Raw genomic sequence first — 20,553 nt, forward strand, 5'->3', positions numbered from 1 at the left:
ATTTACTTAAAGTGATTTTATTCTCCAGCGGGATTAGTGATCCATGTATTTATTTTCACCGGTTCTCCAAAAAACGGGGTCCCGTCTGCATTCCAGGTGATTTTTTGTATGCGGGGATTACGAAGGTTGCCGCATCCCTGTCCGGCTTTTGAGTTGGCGTGATAAATGATCCAGTCTTCTTTCCCATCGGGCGATTTAAAGAAGCCGTTATGTCCCGGTGCATAAGCGCCATTCTCCGGTTTACTTTGCAATACCGGCTCCGGCGATTTGGTCCAGCTTGCTGGTAACAGCGGATCGGCGCCGGTCTTTAGTTTCATGATACCGAGTATATAATTTTCTGTCCAGCAACCACACGCAGAAAAAACAAGGAATACTTCTCCCTTAGCATTCCGCAGGATTTCAGGCCCTTCATTTATCCCGTTCTGTTCCCACGGATACTGCGGTGCAGCAATCTCTACTTTTGATGAGGCCAGTGTCCACGGATCTTTCATGCGGGCGATATACAGGCGTTGTACGGCATCTTTTCCATTATGTCCGCTCCAGATAAAATAGTTATTGCCTTTATGTTGAAAGAGGGTACCATCAATAGCGAAATGCTCCGGATGGGCAGGATCAGTGATCTGTCCTTTGTCGGTCCAGCTGCCGGTGGTAGGGTCTTCCGCGGTATTTTCCAGTACGAAGGTGTGTTGCGGATGAATACTATCTGATGATCCGGCGGTATAATACACGTACCATTTCCCATTCAGGCGATGCAGCTCCGGCGCCCAGATATCCCTTGCGTTGGGACCTTTGGCCGGTGGTCTCCAGATAACTGTTTCGGTTGACTGGGCCAGTGCCGACATGTTTTTTGTTTTCCGCATCACCAGGTTATGACCCGTAGTATGCATATAGTAATACATGCCGTTGTGCCTCACCACCCAGGGATCGGGGCCGGAAGCCAGTAAGGGATTTTTGAACATACCGGTAGTATCCGCAGAAGCAGCGCGGCATGTCCCACTGATGAACAGTAAAAATACCAGTGAAAGTAGTTGGCTACTTTTCATAACATGGATTTAGAAGATGGCTTATTTAAGTGTATATTTCACGCTTAACACACTTCTCCAAAGAAAGACTATCCTTTGAATACTTGTTTGCCCATTTATCTCAATTTTTCTCGCTTTTGTATCATTTTAGCTTTTGGCCGGACGGTAGTAGGTTTTAGCGGAAAAACCATTAGTTTTAAGCTTTCCACTAAATGAACACATGCCAAAAATCCGCTATTACATCCTGTTCGTATTGCTGCTGCTAAGCGAGGCGCTATATAGCCAGTCGCCCGGTTTTGTACATTACCAGGTAGAGAACGGTTTATCGCACAATGCCGTTATCTGCACACTGCAGGACAAGCAGGGGTTTATGTGGTTTGGAACGATATATGGTTTAAACCGGTTCGATGGCTACACCTTCCGCGTATTCCGGCGAACAGAGCAACCCGGAAGTATCGGCGGCAACTATGTCCTTTGCCTGTTCCAGGACGATGACGGTTTGCTGTATGTAGGATCGGACAAAGGAGTATTTATATATAACCCGCGTAATGAGCAGTTCCGAGAGCTGAGTAAAAAGACAGAAGGAGAAGTACGGGCTATTACCAAGGATAGGCAAGGAAATATCTGGATTATTTCCGCAGGACATTTGTTCCGTTACCAGGCCGCTGCCGACCGCCTGACAGAAATTCCCGGCTTTCCGGACGCGTCCTCTGTTTGCCTGGATGGTGAAGGGCAACTCTGGCTGGCATCCTCCAGGGGATATATGGCTGTTTATCACTACGACAAAAATAATTTCACCACCTACTCTCTTTTTACACATTCCACCAAACCGAATTCCTACGCTATCCAGAAAATTGTGCCGATGGGCAGGGATACTATCTGGGCGTGTACCGCAGGGCAGGGCTTAAAGCTATTCAACACACGGACACGTACCTACGAAGATTTCCTTTCCAGGGATACAGCAGGTATCGAATTATATGTGAGAGACTTTATCCGCCGGAATGATGATGAATACTGGATTGCGTCAGAATCCGGTATCTATATCTATAACATTAAAAGCGGTAAGGTCATCAACCTGAAAAAAAATTATGACGATCCTTACTCTGTTTCTGACAATGCCATTTATAATTTTTGTAAAGATAAAGAAGGCGGTATATGGGTTGGTACTTACTTTGGCGGCACCAATTATTTCCCGCAGCCATATACTTACTTTGAGAAGTTATTCCCGAAAACAGGCTCTTCTTCTCTCAGTGGCAATGCAGTAAGGGAAATACATCCCGACAAATATGGTCATCTATGGATAGGTACTGAAGATGGCGGGTTGAATAAGTTTACGCCATCGGATGGCAGTTTTTCCGCCATCAGGCCATTGGATAAACATGCACCGGGTTTATCGCATACCAATCTTCATGGCTTACTGATCACCGGAGATTCTCTCTGGATAGGTACCTTCGAGCATGGGCTGGATATCATGAATATTCCCACGGGGAAATTTATCCGGCACTATGCGCCGGGAGACGGTCCACATCAGCTGCACAGCGGTTTTATTTATAGTTTACTGCGTACCAGCGACAATAATATATTGATCTGCACCACCTGGGGGTTATATGAGTATATCCGTTCCCGTGATGAATTTAATACCGTAAAAGAAGTACCTCATTATATTTTTTATACGGCTGTTTTTGAAGATAGTGAAGGCACCATATGGTTAGGCACCGTGAGAGACGGGCTCTATTTCTATAACCGCCGCACGGGCAGAAAAGGGCTCTACCTGCATGATGCACGCGACAGCACCAGTGTGAGCAACAACCGGGTGAACAGAATTTTTGAAGACAGTCATCATCGTTTATGGCTGGCTACAGATGATGGTCTTTGTTTGTATAACCGGCAACGGAATAATTTCACCACCTACAGAACCCATCATGGTTTCCAGAGCAACATGATGTTCTGCATCCTGGAAGATCAGAGTGACCGTCTGTGGATAACTACCTCCAAAGGGCTGGCGTGCTTTACACCGGCTACAGAGAATGCGGTAGTATATACCAAAGCCAGTGGATTGTTAAATGATCAGTTTAATTATAATTCTGCCTATAAAGATAGTTGCGGTAATATGTATTTCGGCAGTGTAAAAGGATTGATCCGTTTCAACCCGGAATCGTTTGTGCGTAACAGTTACCTTCCACCGGTATATATTACCGGCTTCCAGGTGTATAATAAAGAAGCAGCAGTAGGCGATATCCTGGAGAAATCCATTTTCCTGACGGATACGATTGTGTTATCACACGATCAGTCGTCGTTTAGCATCAACTTTGCGGCGCTGAGTTACACCTCGCCTGAGATGACGGCCTATGCGTATAAAATGGAAGGGCTGGACCGGGACTGGACTTACCTGGAAACCAACCGGAAAGCCTTCTTTACCAAATTATCTCCCGGTACTTATAAGTTTATGGTGAAGTCGGCCAGCAGTGGCGGTAACTGGAGTATTACGCCGCGTGTGCTTACCATTACTATTCTGCCGCCCTTTTGGGCCAGCTATTGGGCGTATGCGGCCTATGTCATCCTGTTGTGCAGCCTGGCGTATTTTATTATCCGGTGGTATCATCAGCGTGCGCAGCAAAAGCAAAAACGGCAGCTGGAGCTGCTGGAGCACGAAAAAGAAAAAGAGTTGTACCAGGCAAAAATTGAATTCTTTACACATCTCGCGCATGAGATCCGTACGCCGCTTACACTGATCAAGGGACCAATGGAAAAGGTGATCCGTAAATCCGATGAAGTACCGCTGATCCAGAAGAACCTGCGCATCATGGAACGCAATACCGACCGGCTGCTGGAGTTGACCAACCAGTTGCTCGATTTCCGCAAAACAGAGATCCATGGTTTCAGTCTCAATTTTGTGCGTACTGATATTTCTGAGCTGCTGAAAGAAAATCATCTGCGGTTTACACCGGCGGCAGAGCAGCAGGATATCCGGTTTAAAATAGAGTTATCCAGCCTGCATTTTTTTGCTTATGTAGATGGGGAAGCACTACATAAAATATTAGGCAATCTTATTAACAATGCTATCCGTTATGCAGCCACCAAAGCATCTATACACCTGTTGCCTGTTGATGAAAATGATACCACTTTTACCATACTGGTGAAGAACGACGGATACATTATTCCTGTGGAGATGAAAGAAAAAATATTTGAGCCATTCTTCCGGGCAAAGGCCACCGCCGACAAATCCGGTACCGGTATTGGGTTGTCGCTATCAAGGTCATTAACGCTGCTGCACAAAGGCAGCCTGGAGCTGTTATCCACAGATGGAACATTAAATGTTTTTTCACTTACTTTGCCTGTTCACCAGGAAATAGAATTTAACCTGAGCAAATGGAAAACAAACCACTGATACTGCTGGTAGATGATAATGAAGAAATACTTTCTTTCATTGCAGACGACCTGGAAGATAAATATAAAGTGACCACTGCGCGTGACGGGCAGGCCGCTATGCTTTTATTGCAGGAGCAACCCGTGCAACTGGTGATCAGTGATGTGATGATGCCTGTAATGGATGGCTTTGAGCTTTGCCGTATTATTAAGTCCGATTTTGTATCGAGTCATATTCCGGTAATCCTGCTTACAGCACGCAATACGATGCAATCGAAAATAGAGGGGCTTGAACTTGGCGCCGATGCTTATATTGAAAAACCATTTTCACCTGAATTCCTGCAGGCGCAAATTGCGAGCCTGCTCAGCAACCGTCATAAAATAAAATCCTACTATGCCAGCACCCCGCTGGTACATCTGCGCAGCATGGCCTATACCAGCGCTGACGAACAATTTCTGGAAAAGCTGAATGACCTGATCAATCAGCATCTCAATAATATCGACCTGGATGTAGAACAGCTGGCAGACTTCATGAATATGAGCCGGCCCACCTTCTACCGTAAAATAAAAGCGATATCAGATCTTACCCCGCATGAACTGATCAATATTGCGCGACTGAAAAAAGCGGCGTCTTTGCTGTCTACCGGATCATACAAAGTAAATGAAGTAGCGGAGCTTTGCGGCTTTGCCTCCCTGACTAATTTTGGAAAGAATTTCCAGAAGCAGTTCGGGATACTACCATCGAGATATGTGGCGCAGATACAGGCGGAGAAAGAGCGGTAGGAAATTTATTTTTCTTGAAATAATAAAAAAACTATTTTAGTGATCCGGTAATTTTCATCATAAGAAATTACTTCCTCTCCTTTCCCAACATCAACATTGTTACCTGCTTTTAATTTTAAAAACAGTTAACCTTCAGTTGATTTTATGAAGCTAATACGTATCTTCGTTCCGGAAAATGCTACAACTCCGGATGGATTATATTCCATACAATACGATCAGAAAGAATATAGTGAATATACCTGCATCATGCAGACATGGCGCAATCAGAGAGAATTAAGGGACTTCTTTAACAGGAATTCCCCTGATTTACGTAATGGCTTCTGGGGAGAAACCAGTATCGATGAAGCAATTGTTACCACGATTACTGACGCCGTTAGATTTGAAGATACTTTATTCACTTGTTGCCAGGATATAAATTATGAACTTCAGTATATATTCCAGCCATTATTTAATACTGAGTATAGATTAATTTCACTGCAAAAAAGCAAAGGAAAAATAAGACGTAGCTGGTTAAGATTATATGCCCTGCGAATTGATAAAAATTGTTTCATTATCACCGGTGGCGCAATTAAATTAACCAACAATATGCGACCTGTTCATCTGCAGGAAGAATTGAGTAAGTTAGAGCGCACAAAAAGATTCCTGCAATCAAAAAACATTCAAATCCCTGAAGATTTAAATTCAATATTATGAGTGAATTAAGAAAAAAGCTGGATGCACTTGTAAGCGGAGACGAATCCGCTCTTGTCCTGGAACGGGTTAAATTCCGGAAGGAAAATAAAACATGGCTGGATAAGTCGCTGAAAATAGCCATTACAGCTTCAAACGCGATGGAGATAAAGAAAATAACACCGGAAACACTTGCGGCACATATGGATATTTCCCTCCAGGAGGTAAATAAAATACTCGGAGGTCAGGAAAATATGACGCTTCAGATTATTTCCAAACTGGAAGCGGCTCTTGGCATTGAGTTAATAAATATCCACTTCCCCTCCGCTGCAAAATGGAAAAAACAACAAGGATCAAAAAAGGATAAATCCTGACCCTTCCTCCTGTACAGCTGTTATTTTCTTCCCTGCTTTCCCCTGCGATAGCCTCTTTTCCTTTCCCTTCTCCCAAACTTAATCTTGCTTCCCCGCAGGAAAAATAATATATTAGCAATATTCAAAGATCCGGAAACTGGCATCTGACACATATGTGCGCTGATTTCTCAGCGTCATAAAAGTACATCACACGAATCATTAAATCGATTATTACTGTATGCATCTACCATCATTGATCATTGACCTGGCATTAATATTAGGAGCGGCGGGAGTTATTACATTACTGTTTAAACGGCTGAAACAGCCGATGGTGCTGGGGTATATCATCGCGGGGTTTATAGTGGGCCCCAATTTCAAACTATTTCCCACTATCGGGGATGCGGAAGGCATAAAAACCTGGTCTGAGATCGGCGTTATTTTCCTCTTATTTTCACTGGGTCTGGAGTTTAGTTTCAAAAAGCTGATGCGGGTGGGAGGTACTGCCACCATTACCGCATTTGTAGAAATAGCGCTTATCACGGTAGCTGGTTATTTCACCGGTAAGCTGATGGGCTGGGGTTTTATGGACAGCCTGTTCCTCGGGGGTTTACTGGCCAGTTCTTCCACTACTATTATTATCCGCGCCTTTGAAGAATTAGGCATCAAGAAAAAGTCCTTTACCAAAATCGTATTCGGCGTATTGGTGATAGAAGACATTGTGGTGATCCTCATGATGGTATTGTTATCTACGATGGCAGTGAGCCGTAAATTTGAAGGCACAGAGATGTTGTTTACCATTGCCAAGCTGATGTTCTTCCTGGCCGTATGGTTCCTGGCGGGTATCTTCCTGTTACCTACTGCACTCAAAAAAATAGAACGTTACCTGAATGGTGAAACCCTGCTGATACTGAGTATAGCGCTCTGTCTGGGCATGGTGATCCTGGCGACCAAAGTCGGTTTCTCCGCAGAACTGGGCGCCTTCATCATGGGTTCTATCATAGCGGAAACCACCTCTTCTGAAAAAGTGGAGCACCTGATACAACCGGTAAAAGATCTTTTTGGCGCTATCTTTTTCGTATCGGTAGGTATGCTCATTAACCCCGAAATGATTGTAGAATACAGGTGGCCGGTGTTGTGGATAACCTTGTTAACCATTACCGGTAAATTTTTCAGCACCACTATGGGAGCGTTATTATCCGGTCAGCCGCTGAAACAGGCCGTTCAGGTGGGTATGAGCATGGCGCAGGTAGGTGAGTTTGCCTTTATTATTGCCACGCTGGGGCTTTCACTGGGTGTGACCAGCGAGTTCCTGTTCCCGGTAGCCGTGGGCGTTTCGGCCATTACTACTTTTACAACGCCTTACATGATCAAGTTTTCCATACCGTTTTACAACTGGCTGGAGAAAATTATCCCCGCGCGCTGGATGGCCACCCTGAACCGGTATAGCGCCAGTTCACAAACCTTACAGGCGGAAAGCGACTGGCGTATTGTATTGCGCAGTTATGTAAAAGTGATTGTACTCAATGCGGTGATCATCCTCGCGGTAATCCTGCTGAACACCTACTATATTGGTCCGTTTGTGATAAAGTATGTGAAGAACCTGTTCCTGGCGGAGCTGGTGAGTGTGATCATTGGAATTGCCATGATGTCGCCGTTTATCTGGGCGCTGATGGTACAGAAAATTTCGAGCAACTCTTACAAGGCGTTGTGGCTGGATTCCAAATACAATCACGGACCGCTGGTAGTGGTGGAAGTGGTGCGTAACGTGGTGGCTGTGCTGCTGGTGGGTTTCCTGGTAAACCAGTACTTCCCTTTCTGGCAGGCGTTGATGGGCACTGCCATTATACTGGCCTGCGTGTTGCTGGTACTGCGGTCACAATTACAGAAATATTATAACCGTATTGAAAGCCGCTTTCTTACCAATCTGAATGCCCGTGAAACGGCCGATGCGGCCAACAATAAAGCTACGGCAGCAGACCTTCTGCCCTGGGATGCACAGGTATCCGAGGTGGAAATTGATCCGTGGTCAACCCTGGTGGATAAACCGCTGATAGATCTGCAGCTGCGGGAGAAATACGGCATCAACGTAGGGGCCATTAAGAGAGGCAATGTGACCATCTACGCCCCTACACGCGATGAAAAATTGTTCCCGCACGATATCCTTACTGCTATTGGCACGGAAGCGCAGCTGGAAGAATTTAACCGGGTAGTGAACACGCTGAATGTAGAAAGAAGTGATGATGTGGCAGATGAAAACATTGGCCTCACCAGCATCGTGGTGGATGAGCACAATGGCCTCAAAGGCCAGACCATCCGCGGTTCCGGCATCCGCGAAAAAACGCAGGCGCTGGTGGTGGGTATTGCCCGCGGCGGTGAAAAGATCCTTAACCCCGCTTCCGAAACGGAGTTTGAATGGGAGGATGTAGTCTGGCTGGTGGGTAACCGCCGGAAGATCCTGGAATTTTCACGGGGCAGGTAAGCGCGTAGGATCGCCTTCGGCGATGTTAAATTGTCTTGGAGCAGGATTACACTGATTATACTGATTTAAGGATTTGATTATTTTGGATTTTATAAATATTTAGGGGAGATAGAAGCGAATTCGCTTCTATCTCCCCTAAATATTTATAACAGATGGTGGGAAAATCAACGGAATCACGGTTAATCCCAAAATCCTGCTCCAAGACAATTTAACATCGCCGAAGGCGATCCTACGCTTTTTCAAGAAACGCCCGCAGCACATACTGCAAAATACCACCATGACGATAGTACTCAATTTCTATCAGGGAGTTCAGCTTGGATTTTACTTTGAATACAATGGGCGCCCCTTCTGCCGGGATAGCCGTTACCGTTAGTATTTTATTTGGAACGAGACCAGCAGATATATCGCTGATGGTGTACAATTCAGTTCCGGTAAGTTTTAAGGTGTTTGCATTTTCTCCTTCGAGGTATTCGAGTGGGAGTACGCCCATACCTACCAGGTTGCTGCGGTGAATACGTTCGTAGCTTTCTGCAATCACTGCTTTTACACCGAGAAGATTGGTGCCCTTTGCAGCCCAGTCGCGCGAAGAACCGCTGCCATATTCCTTTCCGGCCAGTATAATCAGCGGCACTTTTTTAGCAGCATATTGCTGCGCCGCATCATAAATGGGCAATACTGTTCCGGATGGAATGATGGTGGTAAAACCACCTTCTTTGGGCGATAGCTCATTTTTAATACGCACATTGGCAAAGGTGCCGCGGATCATTACTTCATGGTTTCCCCTGCGGGAGCCATAGGAGTTAAACAGGCGTGGATCAATGCCACGGTCCAACAGGTACTTGCCTGCCGGCGTATCCGGTTTGAATGAACCTGCCGGAGAGATATGATCCGTGGTAACGGAGTCTCCCAGTTTCAGCAGCACGCGTGCATCTTTTACATCTTCCACGGGAAGCGGGAATTCAGACAACCCGTTAAAGAACGGCGCTTCCCGGATATAGGTAGAGTCGTTGCTCCAGTGATAATCCTTCCCGGATGGCGCCAGTAAACCGCGCCATTGTTCATCACCGTCGAATATTACTTTGTAGATATTTTCAAAATCTTCCTGCTTTACGGCGGCGGCTACAGCGTCGTTGATTTCCTGCTGGGTGGGCCAGATATCGCGGAGGTATACGGGTTCGCCATTGGGGTCGTAGCCCAATGGGGCGGTGAGCATATCCACATCGATGCGGCCTGCAATGGCGTAGGCTACCACCAGCAATGGCGAAGCCAGGAAGTTCATCTTCACCTGCGGATGTACCCTTGCCTCGAAGTTACGGTTGCCGGAAAGTACAGATGCCACCACCAGGTTTCCTTTCTCCACCGCTTCCGCGATGGCCGGCGGCAGCGGACCACTGTTACCAATACACGAAGTACAGCCGTAGCCAACAATATGAAAACGCAGCGCTTCCAGTTCGGAGAGTAAGCCCGAGCGTTTCAGGTATTCCGTTACTACCCTTGAACCTGGCGCCAGGCTGGTTTTCACCCAGGGCTTTACATACAACCCGCGACTGATAGCTTTTTTCGCTACCAGCCCTGCGCCTATCATCACGCTTGGATTGGAAGTATTGGTACAGCTGGTGATAGCGGCAATGGTAATGGCGCCATCGCTCAGTACATATTCTTCATTTTTCAGTTTAATACGTACGGATTTAAGATAGTCCAGTTCTACCGCTACTTCTTCTGTATGCTTTTGTATTTCGTAGGTAAAGGCGGTGCCGGAGCCTCCTTCCGACAGCCAGGCGGTGTCGCGGCGTTTTCCTTCGGGCGTATACATGCGTTTAAATTCCTTGCTGAGCAGGGTTTCAAACTCGTTGTGCAGGTCGCGGACCAGGATACGGTCCTGTGGCCGCTTAGGCCCGGCCACAGCGGATTGTATTTGTCCGAGGTCCAGTTCAATAATATCCGTATAGGTGATTTGCTCGCTGCCATGACGCCAGAGCATATTTTCTTTGCAATAGTTTTCCACCTGCGCAATATCCTCTTTGGAGCGGTTGGTGCGATGCATGTATTGCAGTGTTTGCGTATCTATCGGGAAATAGGTAACAGTGCAGCCAAATTCCGGCGACATATTAGAGATCGTGGCGCGGTCAGGTACAGAGAGGAAGTCAAGTCCGTCGCCGAATACTTCCACAAATTTGTCGACCACCCCGTATTTACGCAACAGCTGCGTGATGGCGAGTACCATATCGGTGGCGGTAACGCCTTCTGTGAGCCGGCCGGTGAGACGCAGCCCGATCACCTGGGGACAGGAGAAATAGATGGGCTGACCTAAGATGGCTGCTTCTGCTTCAATACCACCTACGCCCCAGCCCAGTACTCCGATACCGTTAACCATGGGGGTATGGGAGTCGGTGCCAACCAATGTATCGGGAAACAGCCAGCCATCGCGGCTTATAACGCCTTTGGCAAGGTATTCCAGGTTTACCTGGTGACAGATCCCCATGCCTGGCGGTACTACCGTAAAATTATCGAAAGCCTGTTGCGCCCATTTGAGCAGCTGGTAACGTTCTTTATTACGTTCATATTCATAGGCCACATTTTTTGTATAGGAGTAATCTGTTCCAAAGAAATCGACCTGCACAGAGTGATCTACCACGAGATCCACCGGGATGGCCGGGTTAATTTTTGCACCGTCTTTTCCTTTACGGATCACCTCTGCACGGATGGAAGCAATATCCACTACGGCGGCTACGCCGGTAAAGTCCTGCATCAGTACGCGCGCGGGCTTAAAAGGTATTTCTTTGTCCGTCCCTGCGGGGTCCCAGTTTACCAATGTTTCCAGGTGTTCGTCGGTGATGGCGAAGTTGTCATGGTTCCGCAGAACATTTTCCAGTAAGATCCTGATCGAGAAAGGCAACCGGGAGATTTTTCTACCGTCCTGTTCCAGTTTGCTGAGTGATGCGATACGTGGCTGCATAATCTGAGTTGTTGACATTTTAGTGAAACAATGATGCTACCATTTTGTTTATTAAATATACCTTATTGTGAAGCGTTTATGAACCATTAATATTAAAATAACCCTGCTGTAGCCATGCATTGGCCTATATTAGCTTTATTATAAATGCACCTCAAAATGACCGAAAAATTAAAAGTACCCTCCACGTCCCGCCTGGTGCTGGAAGCAGCGATGCAATTGTATACCACACCACTGCAGCAACAGTATATAGAAGCGATCGATTTTAGCGAAACCAGCGGTTTCTATGATGAACTGAAACAGCAATATCCGTTTATTGCAGATATGATATGCCTGCGAAAACAAAGCATCCGCCGGATGTTGCGGGAGCGCATGCCGGCATTTCCGGGTCAACAGGTGATTATGCTGGGCGCCGGACTGGACCCTTTATCTTTATATCTCCTGGAAAATTACCCGCAACAGATCAGCAGGATTATAGAAGTGGATAATGGATACATTGAAGAAAAGCAGCAACTCTATGAAGAGATCATGCCGGGTAATCCGCTGATCCGCTTTATCAAATGTGATATAACGGATACTGCGTTGTTATGGAGTAAGTTATTGGAAAACGGCTACCGGGAAGAGATTCCTGCGATCATTGTTTTTGAGGGCGTGCTTCATTATATCTCTAACGATGCGTTTGTGCAGGTGATGCAGTTATTTAAAACGCCACAGCAACATCACCTGGTGTTGCTGGATTATTCTCTATCTGAAGAAGAAGTACCTGCCAGGTTCCTGTCTTATCACAAAGCAGTGAAGGAAGTATTGGAAAACTATATTGGCCGGCCGGTAAATGTGAATAACCGGGCGGATATTGCAGGCTTATTATACCAGCTGGATGGAATACTGGATACGGTGGAGCCGCTGTGTGAAACGGAGAAAAAGCTCACCGGGGACAATCATCTGTTTCATGCGCCCGGTGAAGGCATTGTGGAAATGGTGAGCTTCCGGATCTAGGAACTATTCCCACCAATGCTCCTGCGGATAATGTGCGCCTACGGTTACCGGCTCTCCTATGCGGGGAGTGGTAACAAGCAGCCCCCTTTGCGCGCCGGCGGCAGTCACCCGTTTCGGGGAGTCATTCCATGCATGCATAGCCAGTACAAATTTGCCCCAATGTACCGGCAGCAGGGCTTTTGCCTGCAGGTCGATGGCCGCCTGCACGGTTTCTTCCGGGTTCATATGGATGAAAGGCCAGTAATCGTTGTATTGCCCGCATTCCAGTATTACCAGGTCGAACGGACCGAATTTATCACCAATGGCTTTGAAATGCGTATCGTACCCGGAGTCTCCGCCGATAAAAATTTTATACCCGAATATTTCCAGTACAAAAGAAGACCAGAGGCTACCGCCTCTTTTAATTCCACGGCCGGAGAAATGTCGTGCAGGCGTAGCCGTTAGGGTGATATCTTTTGCGATTTCACGGGTTTCCCACCAGTCCATTTCCGTGACATTGTTGCCGGTTGCCACGCAGCGCTGCAGATCATAGCCAACACCTAAGCTGGTATATATTCTTTTGGTATGGGGCTTTAGCTGGGCTAATGTTTTTTTATCAAGATGATCATAGTGATTGTGGGTGATGATCATCAGATCTATTTCCGGCATATCTGCTGGCGTATAGGCATCAGCTCCGGGGAATGCCTTTACCATACATGACATGGGCGATGCGCTGCCGCTAAACACGGGGTCTACCAGTATATTAAATCCTTTTACATGGATGAGATAAGAAGAGTGGCCAAACCAGGTGACTACGGGCTTTTCCGAGTATAATGCTTTCAGATCCGTGCGCACTGTTGGCATAGGTCCGGGAGGCCGTACATCTGCCGGGCGTTTCAGCACTTTGCGGAGCATGGTGAAATAAGTAACATCCTCCGGCTTCATCGGCGTAACGGAGAGGTTCTGAAAGGATCCGTTACGGAAGTTCTGAGACTGTTGTATTCTTTCTTTTATGGAAGGTAATTTCCGCTGCATGTATTAAAGTTAAGACGCTTTTATAGGAAGACGGGCAGCGCAGGAGAATATTTTACGGGGCATAAAAAAAGGCCCGCCCAAAAGAGCGGACCTGCATTTCAACCGTTATGTCAGGATGTTAAGGCCGTGCCAGCAGGCGTTTGCCCCGTGCCATTAACCGCAGCAGGCGGGTATTGCCATAGAAAGCAGAATGATACTTTGCGGTAGCCTTGCGGCGTTCGCCATAGGTTCTCAGCACCGCATCGGCAGTGACAATGCCTGTTAATTTCTTTCCCGCATCGAGTACCGCCAGGATATCCGGCGGATAACTATCGAATAGTTCTGTAACGAGATTGATATCATCGGCGGGGTACAGGTAGGGCGCAGATGATTCCAGGAGGTCCCGGAGAGGCATATTGTTTCCGGCCAACAGGTGCTGCCGGTTTACATATCCTTTGAAATGCCCGGCCTTATCTGTTACCGGCAGGTAGCGGTAGTGATAAAAAACTGTTTGCAGCAACTGATGTGCCTGCGCCTGGGTAGTATCTTCCTCCAGCGCTACAGGAGGGTTGGTGGCCACGGCCGCCACATTGATCAGCTGCATCATATCAGGGGTATATTCTTCCGGGGTGGCCACGCCTCTGCGGCGGATCTTTTCTGTCATGATACTGCCTTTCATCAGGAAGAACGACACAAAATAAGCGGCCGTGCAGGCGGCTATCAGCGGCAGGAGGCCATGTGTTTGCCCGGTTGTTTCCAGTGAGAATACAATAGCCGTGAGCAATGCGCGGGAGGCGCCGGCAAACATGGCAGCCATACCAATCAACGCCGCTGTAGCGATGTTGATGCCGCTGCCGGGGAATATATGCATTACTGCCACACCCAGCAATGCTCCAAAAGCACCACCGATGGTAAACAGGGGCGCCAGCGTTCCGCCGGAGGTACCGCTGCCCAGGGAAATCACCCATGAAAGATATTTGAGCACACAAAGCGATACCAGCAGTGCCAGCGGCGCGGTGCCGGTTAACAGTGTTTTAATGTTATCATAACCCACACCCATTGTGTGCGGGGCGAAGTAGCCGGTCACACCCACCGCGATGGCGCCGAGTGCCGGCCACCACATCCAGTGGATGGGTAATTTCTCAAACAGGTCTTCCACAAAATAAACGGACTTCGACACGTAAGCCGCCACTACGCCTATGATAGCGCCCATCAGCACATAAGTGACCAGGGCGATATCCGTTACCGCAGGGATTGGCGGCATGGCAAAAACCGGGGTGCTGTCGAACAACAGGATGTGCATACCGGCGCCGGCGATACAGCCTATGGCCACGGGAATCACCGAACGGGGAGAGAATTCAAACAGCAGCAGTTCAATAGCCAGCAAAACAGCTGCCAACGGGCTTCCGAAGATAGCGGCCATACCGGCGCAGGCGCCTGCTGCCAGCAAAACTTTTCTTTCTGCCGAAGAAATATGGATCACCTGCCCTGTGAAGGAGCCAATGGCGCCACCCGTAGCGATGATGGGGCCTTCTGCACCAAAGGGACCACCGGTACCGATAGAGATGGCAGCAGACAAGGGTTTCAGCAATGTAATCACCGGCGGGATCTTGCTTTCATTGCCGATGATGTTTTCCATCGCCTCCGGGATACCATGACCGCGGATGGCTTTACTGCCAAAACGCGCCATCACCCCTACTATCAGGCTACCTATGATGGGTACTATGATTACCAGCATGCCCAGGTGGTTTCCTGCCGGCCCTGCTTCTTCAAATGAAAATTTCCCGTAAAACGACAGGTTGGTAATGAGACTGATCAGCAACACCAGTGCTTTTGCCACTACGCCGATAGCCAGGGCGTTGATACATGCCTGCAGACTGAGGTAAAACACCCTCCGTGACATGTTTCCGGCAAATTTCTGCTCTTTTTTGTGATTCATACTATATAAAGTGACAATTACATCTTTAAAACAATGCAAAAATATGATTCAAATCATATTAAAACCTATTTTTTCTTCCAAAAACGCGAAAAAACATTAGTATTGCAGTCATGAAAAAAGCCGGAACCTGCGATCTAAACACCTGTTTTTTATGCCAATACAGCATCCCTGAATGGATTGCGGCGGTATCAGATCACAGGCAGCATCTTTTTTATAAGAAGAATGAAACAATTTTCCAGGAGGGCAGCCCGGTGAAGGGGATCTTTTTTTTGTATGATGGCAAAGTGAAAGTGCATAAGCAATGGGGGGCCGAAAAAGAACTCATCGTCCGCTTTGCGCAGAAAGGCGATATCCTCGGGCATCGCGGGTTGGGCAGCGGAGATCGGCTGTATACTGTTTCTGCCACCGCACTGGAAGACACCACGGTGTGTTATACAGAGCTGTCGTTTTTTGAGGCATCGCTGAAAGTGAATCCCAGCCTGGCGTTGAAGCTGATGCAGTTTTATGCCGACGAATTACAGGAAGCAGAACGGAAGATGCGCAACCTGGTGCATATGGATGTAAAAGGCAGACTGGCAGACGCTTTGCTGGAACTCAGCCGCTTGCATAAGGCGCTTCATTTTACCATCAGCCGCCAGGATCTTGCGGCTTTTGCAGGCACCACCTATGAAACTATTTACCGCAATTTGCAGGAGTTTATCGCGGAGAAGCTGATTACTGCGGAAGGCAGGGCGATAACGATATTAAACGAGAAAAAGCTGCGCAGGTATATTGTTGGAGGTTGAAGGGAAGTTACCACGGCGCATACACGCCTTTGAGGTGGACTTGATCCGGAAACGCCTGCTGGCAGGCTAACTGGTTGCCGTAAGCCGGGCTAACTTATCTTCATTCAAAATGGTGATACTCTTCCCTGAAACGGCTACCAGCCGTTCTTCTATCAATTCATTCAATACCCGGAAAGTGGTTTCGTAAGTAGCGCCGATGTAGGAGGCGAGGTCTTGTTTACTAAGTGCAAGGTCAATAAACCCGTCTTTGTTGAAACCAAACTTTTGCTGGAGCTGTATTAGTGCATTGGCCATGCGGCCTTTAACAGACATATGCGCAAGGTTACGCATCTGCTTTTCGGACGTTTGCAGTTCCTGTGCATAAAACAACATGAGTTCGTACAGCAGGTCGTGATTGATTTTAAGAGACGCCTGGAAAAAGTCCATCTCTATAAAACAAACTTTTACCGGCTCCAATGCAGTGGCTGATATGGGATAATAATGTTCCGTACCGCCTATGCCGCGGTGGCCAACGATATCGCCTTTCTGTGCAAAGCGTACAATGAGTTCTTTTTCGGAGCCCCAGTGTTTATGCACTTTCATACGGCCTTCATAAATAAAGTAGATCCCTTCTACTTTATCACCTTCTTTAAACAGGGTTTCTCCTTTGTTCAGGGTAAAATTTTTGCGGTACAATGCTGTTGCCGGGGCCCATTCTTTCAGGGACAACCGGCAAAGGAGGCAAGTTTTACCATCACAACCCTGTTTATCTTTCTTCATGTATCGTATTGCTGTTTTGTAATTGTTGTAATGTTTCATCTGCCAGCAGGGATTGCAGCTTTACTACCTCTCCTACCACTATAATAGCAGGATTTCCCATTCCGGCGGCCTGTGCACGTAAGGCAATATCCTTTACGGTACCGATCACCATTTTTTGCTGTGGTGTGGTGCCGTCCTGGATAATGGCTACCGGTGTTGCTGCTTTGCCGTGTGCGTGAAAGATATCCATGATACCTTCCAGTTTACTCATGGCCATTAATATCACTACCGTTGCAGTGGATTGTGCCGCCAGCGCGATGTCTTTTGAAATATCGCCGCTTTTGGTGGTGCCGGTGGTTACCCAGAAGCTTTCCGCGGTGCCCCTGCAGGTAAGCGGTATCATCTGGGATGCCGGTACCGCTACTGCACTGGAGATTCCTGGCACAATGGCCACTTTGATTCCATGCTTCCTGGCAGCTTCAATTTCTTCCACAGCCCTGCCAAATACAAAGGGATCGCCGCCTTTGAGCCGTACTACATGGCCGTGGGCCAGCGCCATTTCCACGATCAGGTGGTTTATTTCCTGCTGGGACAGGGCATGGCAACCATATCTTTTACCTACAAACTTAATGATCGCACCCGGCGAGGCATAAGTGAGCAGGGATTCATTTACCAATGCATCATATAATATGACGTTGGCCCGGCGGATGGTGTTAATCGCTTTCAGCGTGATCATTTCAGGATCTCCGGGTCCTGCTCCGACTAAAGATAGAGATGGATTTGATACCTGCATACATATGACATTTAAAATTATATGAAGATTTAACAGCTATGCATGCCTAAAATTAAAACAAAAACGCTTAATTTTATAATTAACATCATACACCTACCTTAAAAATCGTCTCCAAAACAAAAAATACTATTATATTAATTAATTCATAATATAATTCCAGATTTCTGATCCTTAAATATAATCGAATGAAAATAGTAGTTATAGGAAACGGTATGGTGGGATACAAATTTTGTGAGAAGATCATTTCCAAATCTGCCGACACCCCGATTGAACTGGTTGTATTTGGAGAAGAACCCCGTCCCGCTTATGATCGCGTACATCTCACCTCCTGGTTTGACGGCAAAACAGCCGACGACCTGCTGCTGGCTACGGCCGACTGGTATGTAGAGCAGGGTATCCGCCTGCACCTCGGCGACCCGGTATTACAGATTGACCGCACCAATAAAACCGTACAGTCATATAAAGGTATCGTGGAAACCTACGATTACCTGGTGATGGCCACCGGCTCTGCCGCGTTTGTGCCACCGGTACCCGGCATGGATAAAAAAGGCGTATTCATTTACCGCACTATAGAAGACCTGGAAATGATGAAGGCCTATGCCCCCGGAGCCCGCAGCGGCGCTGTAATAGGCGGCGGATTGCTGGGACTGGAAGCTGCCAAAGCCCTCCTGGACCTCGGTATTAATAATACGCATGTGGTGGAGTTTTCCTCCCGCCTCATGCCACGCCAGATAGATGAACAGGGCTCCGGCATCCTGCAAAACAAGCTGGCCAGCCTGGGACTGAAAGTGCTTACCGGTAAAAACACCCGGGAGATACTGGGAGATGAAGCAATAACAGGGCTCCAGTTTTCGGACGATACTATCCTGGAGACAGACATCCTGGTTGTGTCTGCCGGTATTAAACCACGCGACGAGCTGGCACGTGCTGCCGGTATCGCCGTTGGTCCACGTGGTGGCATTGTGGTAAACGAACAAATGCAGACAAGTGACTCCTTTATATATTCCATCGGTGAGTGCGCACTTTACAACAACATGATCTACGGCCTGGTGGCCCCGGGTTATGAAATGGCAGAAGTGGCCGCCTCCCATATCGCCGGTGAAGCCAAAGCCTTCACCGGGTTTGATATGAGCACCAAATTAAAACTCATCGGCGTGGATGTGGCCAGCTTCGGCGACCCGTTCCCTGCCCCGGAAAGCTGCCACAGCATTGTATTTGAAGATAAATTCAAAGGCACTTACAAAAGGATCAACATCACCCACGATGGCCAGTTCCTGCTGGGAGGTATTTTAATAGGTGACGCAGCCGCTTACAACATGCTGCTGCAAACCACCAAAAACAAACTGGCCCTGCCGGCCAACCCGGAAGATTTACTGCTGGGTAACAGAAGCGGCAGTGCCGATACCGGCGCGGGCGTTACCGCGCTTCCGGATGAAGCCATTATCTGCAGCTGTGAAAGCGTAAGCAAAGGCGCTATCTGCCAGGCGGTGACCGATGGCCGTGAAACACTGGACGAAGTAAAGAAATGTACCAAAGCCGGTACCTGCTGTGGTGGCTGTACACCAATGGTGAAAGACCTGATCACCGCCACCATGAAGGCACAGGGCAAATATATCCGCAACGTGGTATGCGAACACTTCCAATACTCCCGCCAGGAAATGCTGGACCTCATCAAAGTAAAATCACTCCGTTCCTTTGATGAAGTACTGGACCATTACGGCAGCGGGGAAGGCTGCGAAGTATGTAAACCAGTGGTAGCCTCTATCCTGGCCAGTTTGTGGAATGATATGATCCTCGATAAAGGCAACGATACAGCGCAGGATTCCAACGACCGCTACCTCGCCAATATCCAGAAAGGTGGTACCTACTCTGTAGTGCCCCGGATTCCCGGTGGAGAAATTACACCGGAAAAACTGGTAGTGATCGGGCAGATAGGTACTAAATATAACCTCTATACGAAAATCACCGGCGGACAACGTATCGACTTGTTTGGCGCACATCTCAGTGACCTGCCAAATATCTGGGAAGAGTTGATTGCAGCAGGTTTTGAAAGCGGCCATGCTTATGGTAAAGCGCTCCGTACAGTAAAAAGCTGCGTGGGCTCTACCTGGTGCCGCTTCGGGCTGCACGACAGTGTGAGCTTCGCCATCCGGATAGAAGAACGCTACCGCGGATTGCGGGCGCCGCATAAAATTAAATCGGCCGTATCCGGTTGTATCCGGGAATGTGCAGAGGCGCAGTCGAAAGACTTTGGCATCATCGCCACCGAAAGAGGCTGGAACCTGTATGTATGCGGTAACGGCGGTTCCAAACCACAACATGCACAACTGCTGGCATCAGACATCGACAGCGAAACCTGTATCCAATACATCGACCGCTTCCTGATGTTTTACATCAAAACAGCCGATCCGCTGACGCGTACAGCTACCTGGCTTAATAAGCTGGATGGCGGTATGGACTATTTACGCAATGTGGTGGTGAATGACAGTCTTGGTATTGCCACCCAGCTCGAATCAGAAATGCAACTCCTGGTAGATAACTACAAATGCGAGTGGCGCGAAGTAGTGGAAAACCCAGAACTGCGCAAGCGTTTCTCCCACTTTGTAAATGCACCAACCGATAAAGATCCGACTGTAAAATTTGAAACGATGCGGGCTCAGAAGAAAGCCGCTGAATGGAAATAA

At 47.7% G+C, this 20,553-nt stretch carries 14 protein-coding genes; 8 read left to right on the plus strand and 6 right to left on the minus strand.

From position 1 onward, the window contains the following. Positions 1-17: 17 nt before the first annotated feature. Entirely contained in the window at positions 18-1,043 is a 1,026-nt protein-coding gene (locus PV783_RS26335; protein ID WP_420990236.1) for a family 43 glycosylhydrolase, read from the minus strand. A 199-nt stretch (positions 1,044-1,242) separates the two neighbouring features. Between PV783_RS26335 and PV783_RS26340 the strand changes: the two genes are divergently transcribed. The 5 genes from PV783_RS26340 (at position 1,243) to PV783_RS26360 (ending at position 8,672) form a co-directional block, all read left to right on the plus strand. Then, positions 1,243-4,410: a ligand-binding sensor domain-containing protein gene (locus tag PV783_RS26340; protein WP_420990237.1), complete on the plus strand. Its 3,168-nt coding sequence runs from the start codon at positions 1,243-1,245 to the stop codon at positions 4,408-4,410. After that, complete coding sequence (locus PV783_RS26345; RefSeq protein WP_420990238.1) at positions 4,392-5,171, plus strand: response regulator; 780 nt, start codon at positions 4,392-4,394, stop codon at positions 5,169-5,171. The genes PV783_RS26340 and PV783_RS26345 overlap by 19 nt, the downstream gene beginning before the upstream one ends. A gap of 144 nt (positions 5,172-5,315) precedes the next feature. Then, the gene (locus PV783_RS26350; protein WP_420990239.1) at positions 5,316-5,864 is read left to right on the plus strand and encodes a hypothetical protein; all 549 of its coding nucleotides are present in this window, start codon (positions 5,316-5,318) and stop codon (positions 5,862-5,864) included. Continuing rightward, the gene (locus tag PV783_RS26355; protein ID WP_420990240.1) at positions 5,861-6,214 is read left to right on the plus strand and encodes a hypothetical protein; all 354 of its coding nucleotides are present in this window, start codon (positions 5,861-5,863) and stop codon (positions 6,212-6,214) included. The genes PV783_RS26350 and PV783_RS26355 overlap by 4 nt, the downstream gene beginning before the upstream one ends. Positions 6,215-6,431: 217 nt before the next feature. Then, positions 6,432-8,672: a cation:proton antiporter gene (locus tag PV783_RS26360; protein ID WP_420990241.1), complete on the plus strand. Its 2,241-nt coding sequence runs from the start codon at positions 6,432-6,434 to the stop codon at positions 8,670-8,672. 229 nt (positions 8,673-8,901) lie between these two features. Here PV783_RS26360 and acnA read toward each other — a convergent pair whose 3' ends face one another. Beyond that, on the minus strand, positions 8,902-11,628 hold the full coding sequence (gene acnA / locus PV783_RS26365; protein WP_420990242.1) for an aconitate hydratase AcnA: 2,727 nt from the start codon (positions 11,626-11,628) through the stop codon (positions 8,902-8,904). A 156-nt stretch (positions 11,629-11,784) separates the two neighbouring features. Between acnA and PV783_RS26370 the strand changes: the two genes are divergently transcribed. Beyond that, complete coding sequence (locus PV783_RS26370) at positions 11,785-12,621, plus strand: class I SAM-dependent methyltransferase (protein ID WP_420990243.1); 837 nt, start codon at positions 11,785-11,787, stop codon at positions 12,619-12,621. Positions 12,622-12,624: 3 nt separating this feature from the next. On the opposite strand, the gene PV783_RS26375 is transcribed toward PV783_RS26370, so the two are convergent. Next, entirely contained in the window at positions 12,625-13,635 is a 1,011-nt protein-coding gene (locus PV783_RS26375; protein WP_420990244.1) for an MBL fold metallo-hydrolase, read from the minus strand. Positions 13,636-13,753: 118 nt separating this feature from the next. Then, positions 13,754-15,517, minus strand: coding sequence for a chloride channel protein (locus PV783_RS26380; protein WP_420990245.1), 1,764 nt, complete (start codon positions 15,515-15,517; stop codon positions 13,754-13,756). A gap of 146 nt (positions 15,518-15,663) precedes the next feature. Between PV783_RS26380 and PV783_RS26385 the strand changes: the two genes are divergently transcribed. Then, the gene (locus PV783_RS26385; RefSeq protein WP_079470230.1) at positions 15,664-16,338 is read left to right on the plus strand and encodes a Crp/Fnr family transcriptional regulator; all 675 of its coding nucleotides are present in this window, start codon (positions 15,664-15,666) and stop codon (positions 16,336-16,338) included. Between the two features lie 66 nt (positions 16,339-16,404). Here PV783_RS26385 and PV783_RS26390 read toward each other — a convergent pair whose 3' ends face one another. Then, positions 16,405-17,097, minus strand: a complete 693-nt coding sequence (locus PV783_RS26390; protein ID WP_079470231.1) for a Crp/Fnr family transcriptional regulator — start codon at positions 17,095-17,097, stop codon at positions 16,405-16,407. Then, positions 17,084-17,869 carry a uroporphyrinogen-III C-methyltransferase gene (gene cobA, locus PV783_RS26395; RefSeq protein ID WP_111577589.1) on the minus strand — a complete coding sequence of 262 codons (786 nt, stop codon included), beginning with the start codon at positions 17,867-17,869 and terminating at the stop codon, positions 17,084-17,086. Before cobA ends, PV783_RS26390 begins: the two co-directional genes overlap by 14 nt. Positions 17,870-18,054: 185 nt before the next feature. Here cobA and nirB point away from each other — a divergent pair, with 185 nt between their 5' ends. After that, the gene (nirB, locus tag PV783_RS26400; protein WP_420990246.1) at positions 18,055-20,553 is read left to right on the plus strand and encodes a nitrite reductase large subunit NirB; all 2,499 of its coding nucleotides are present in this window, start codon (positions 18,055-18,057) and stop codon (positions 20,551-20,553) included.

Source organism: Chitinophaga sp. CC14, from assembly GCF_048957795.1.
Classification (GTDB): domain Bacteria; phylum Bacteroidota; class Bacteroidia; order Chitinophagales; family Chitinophagaceae; genus Chitinophaga; species Chitinophaga ginsengisegetis.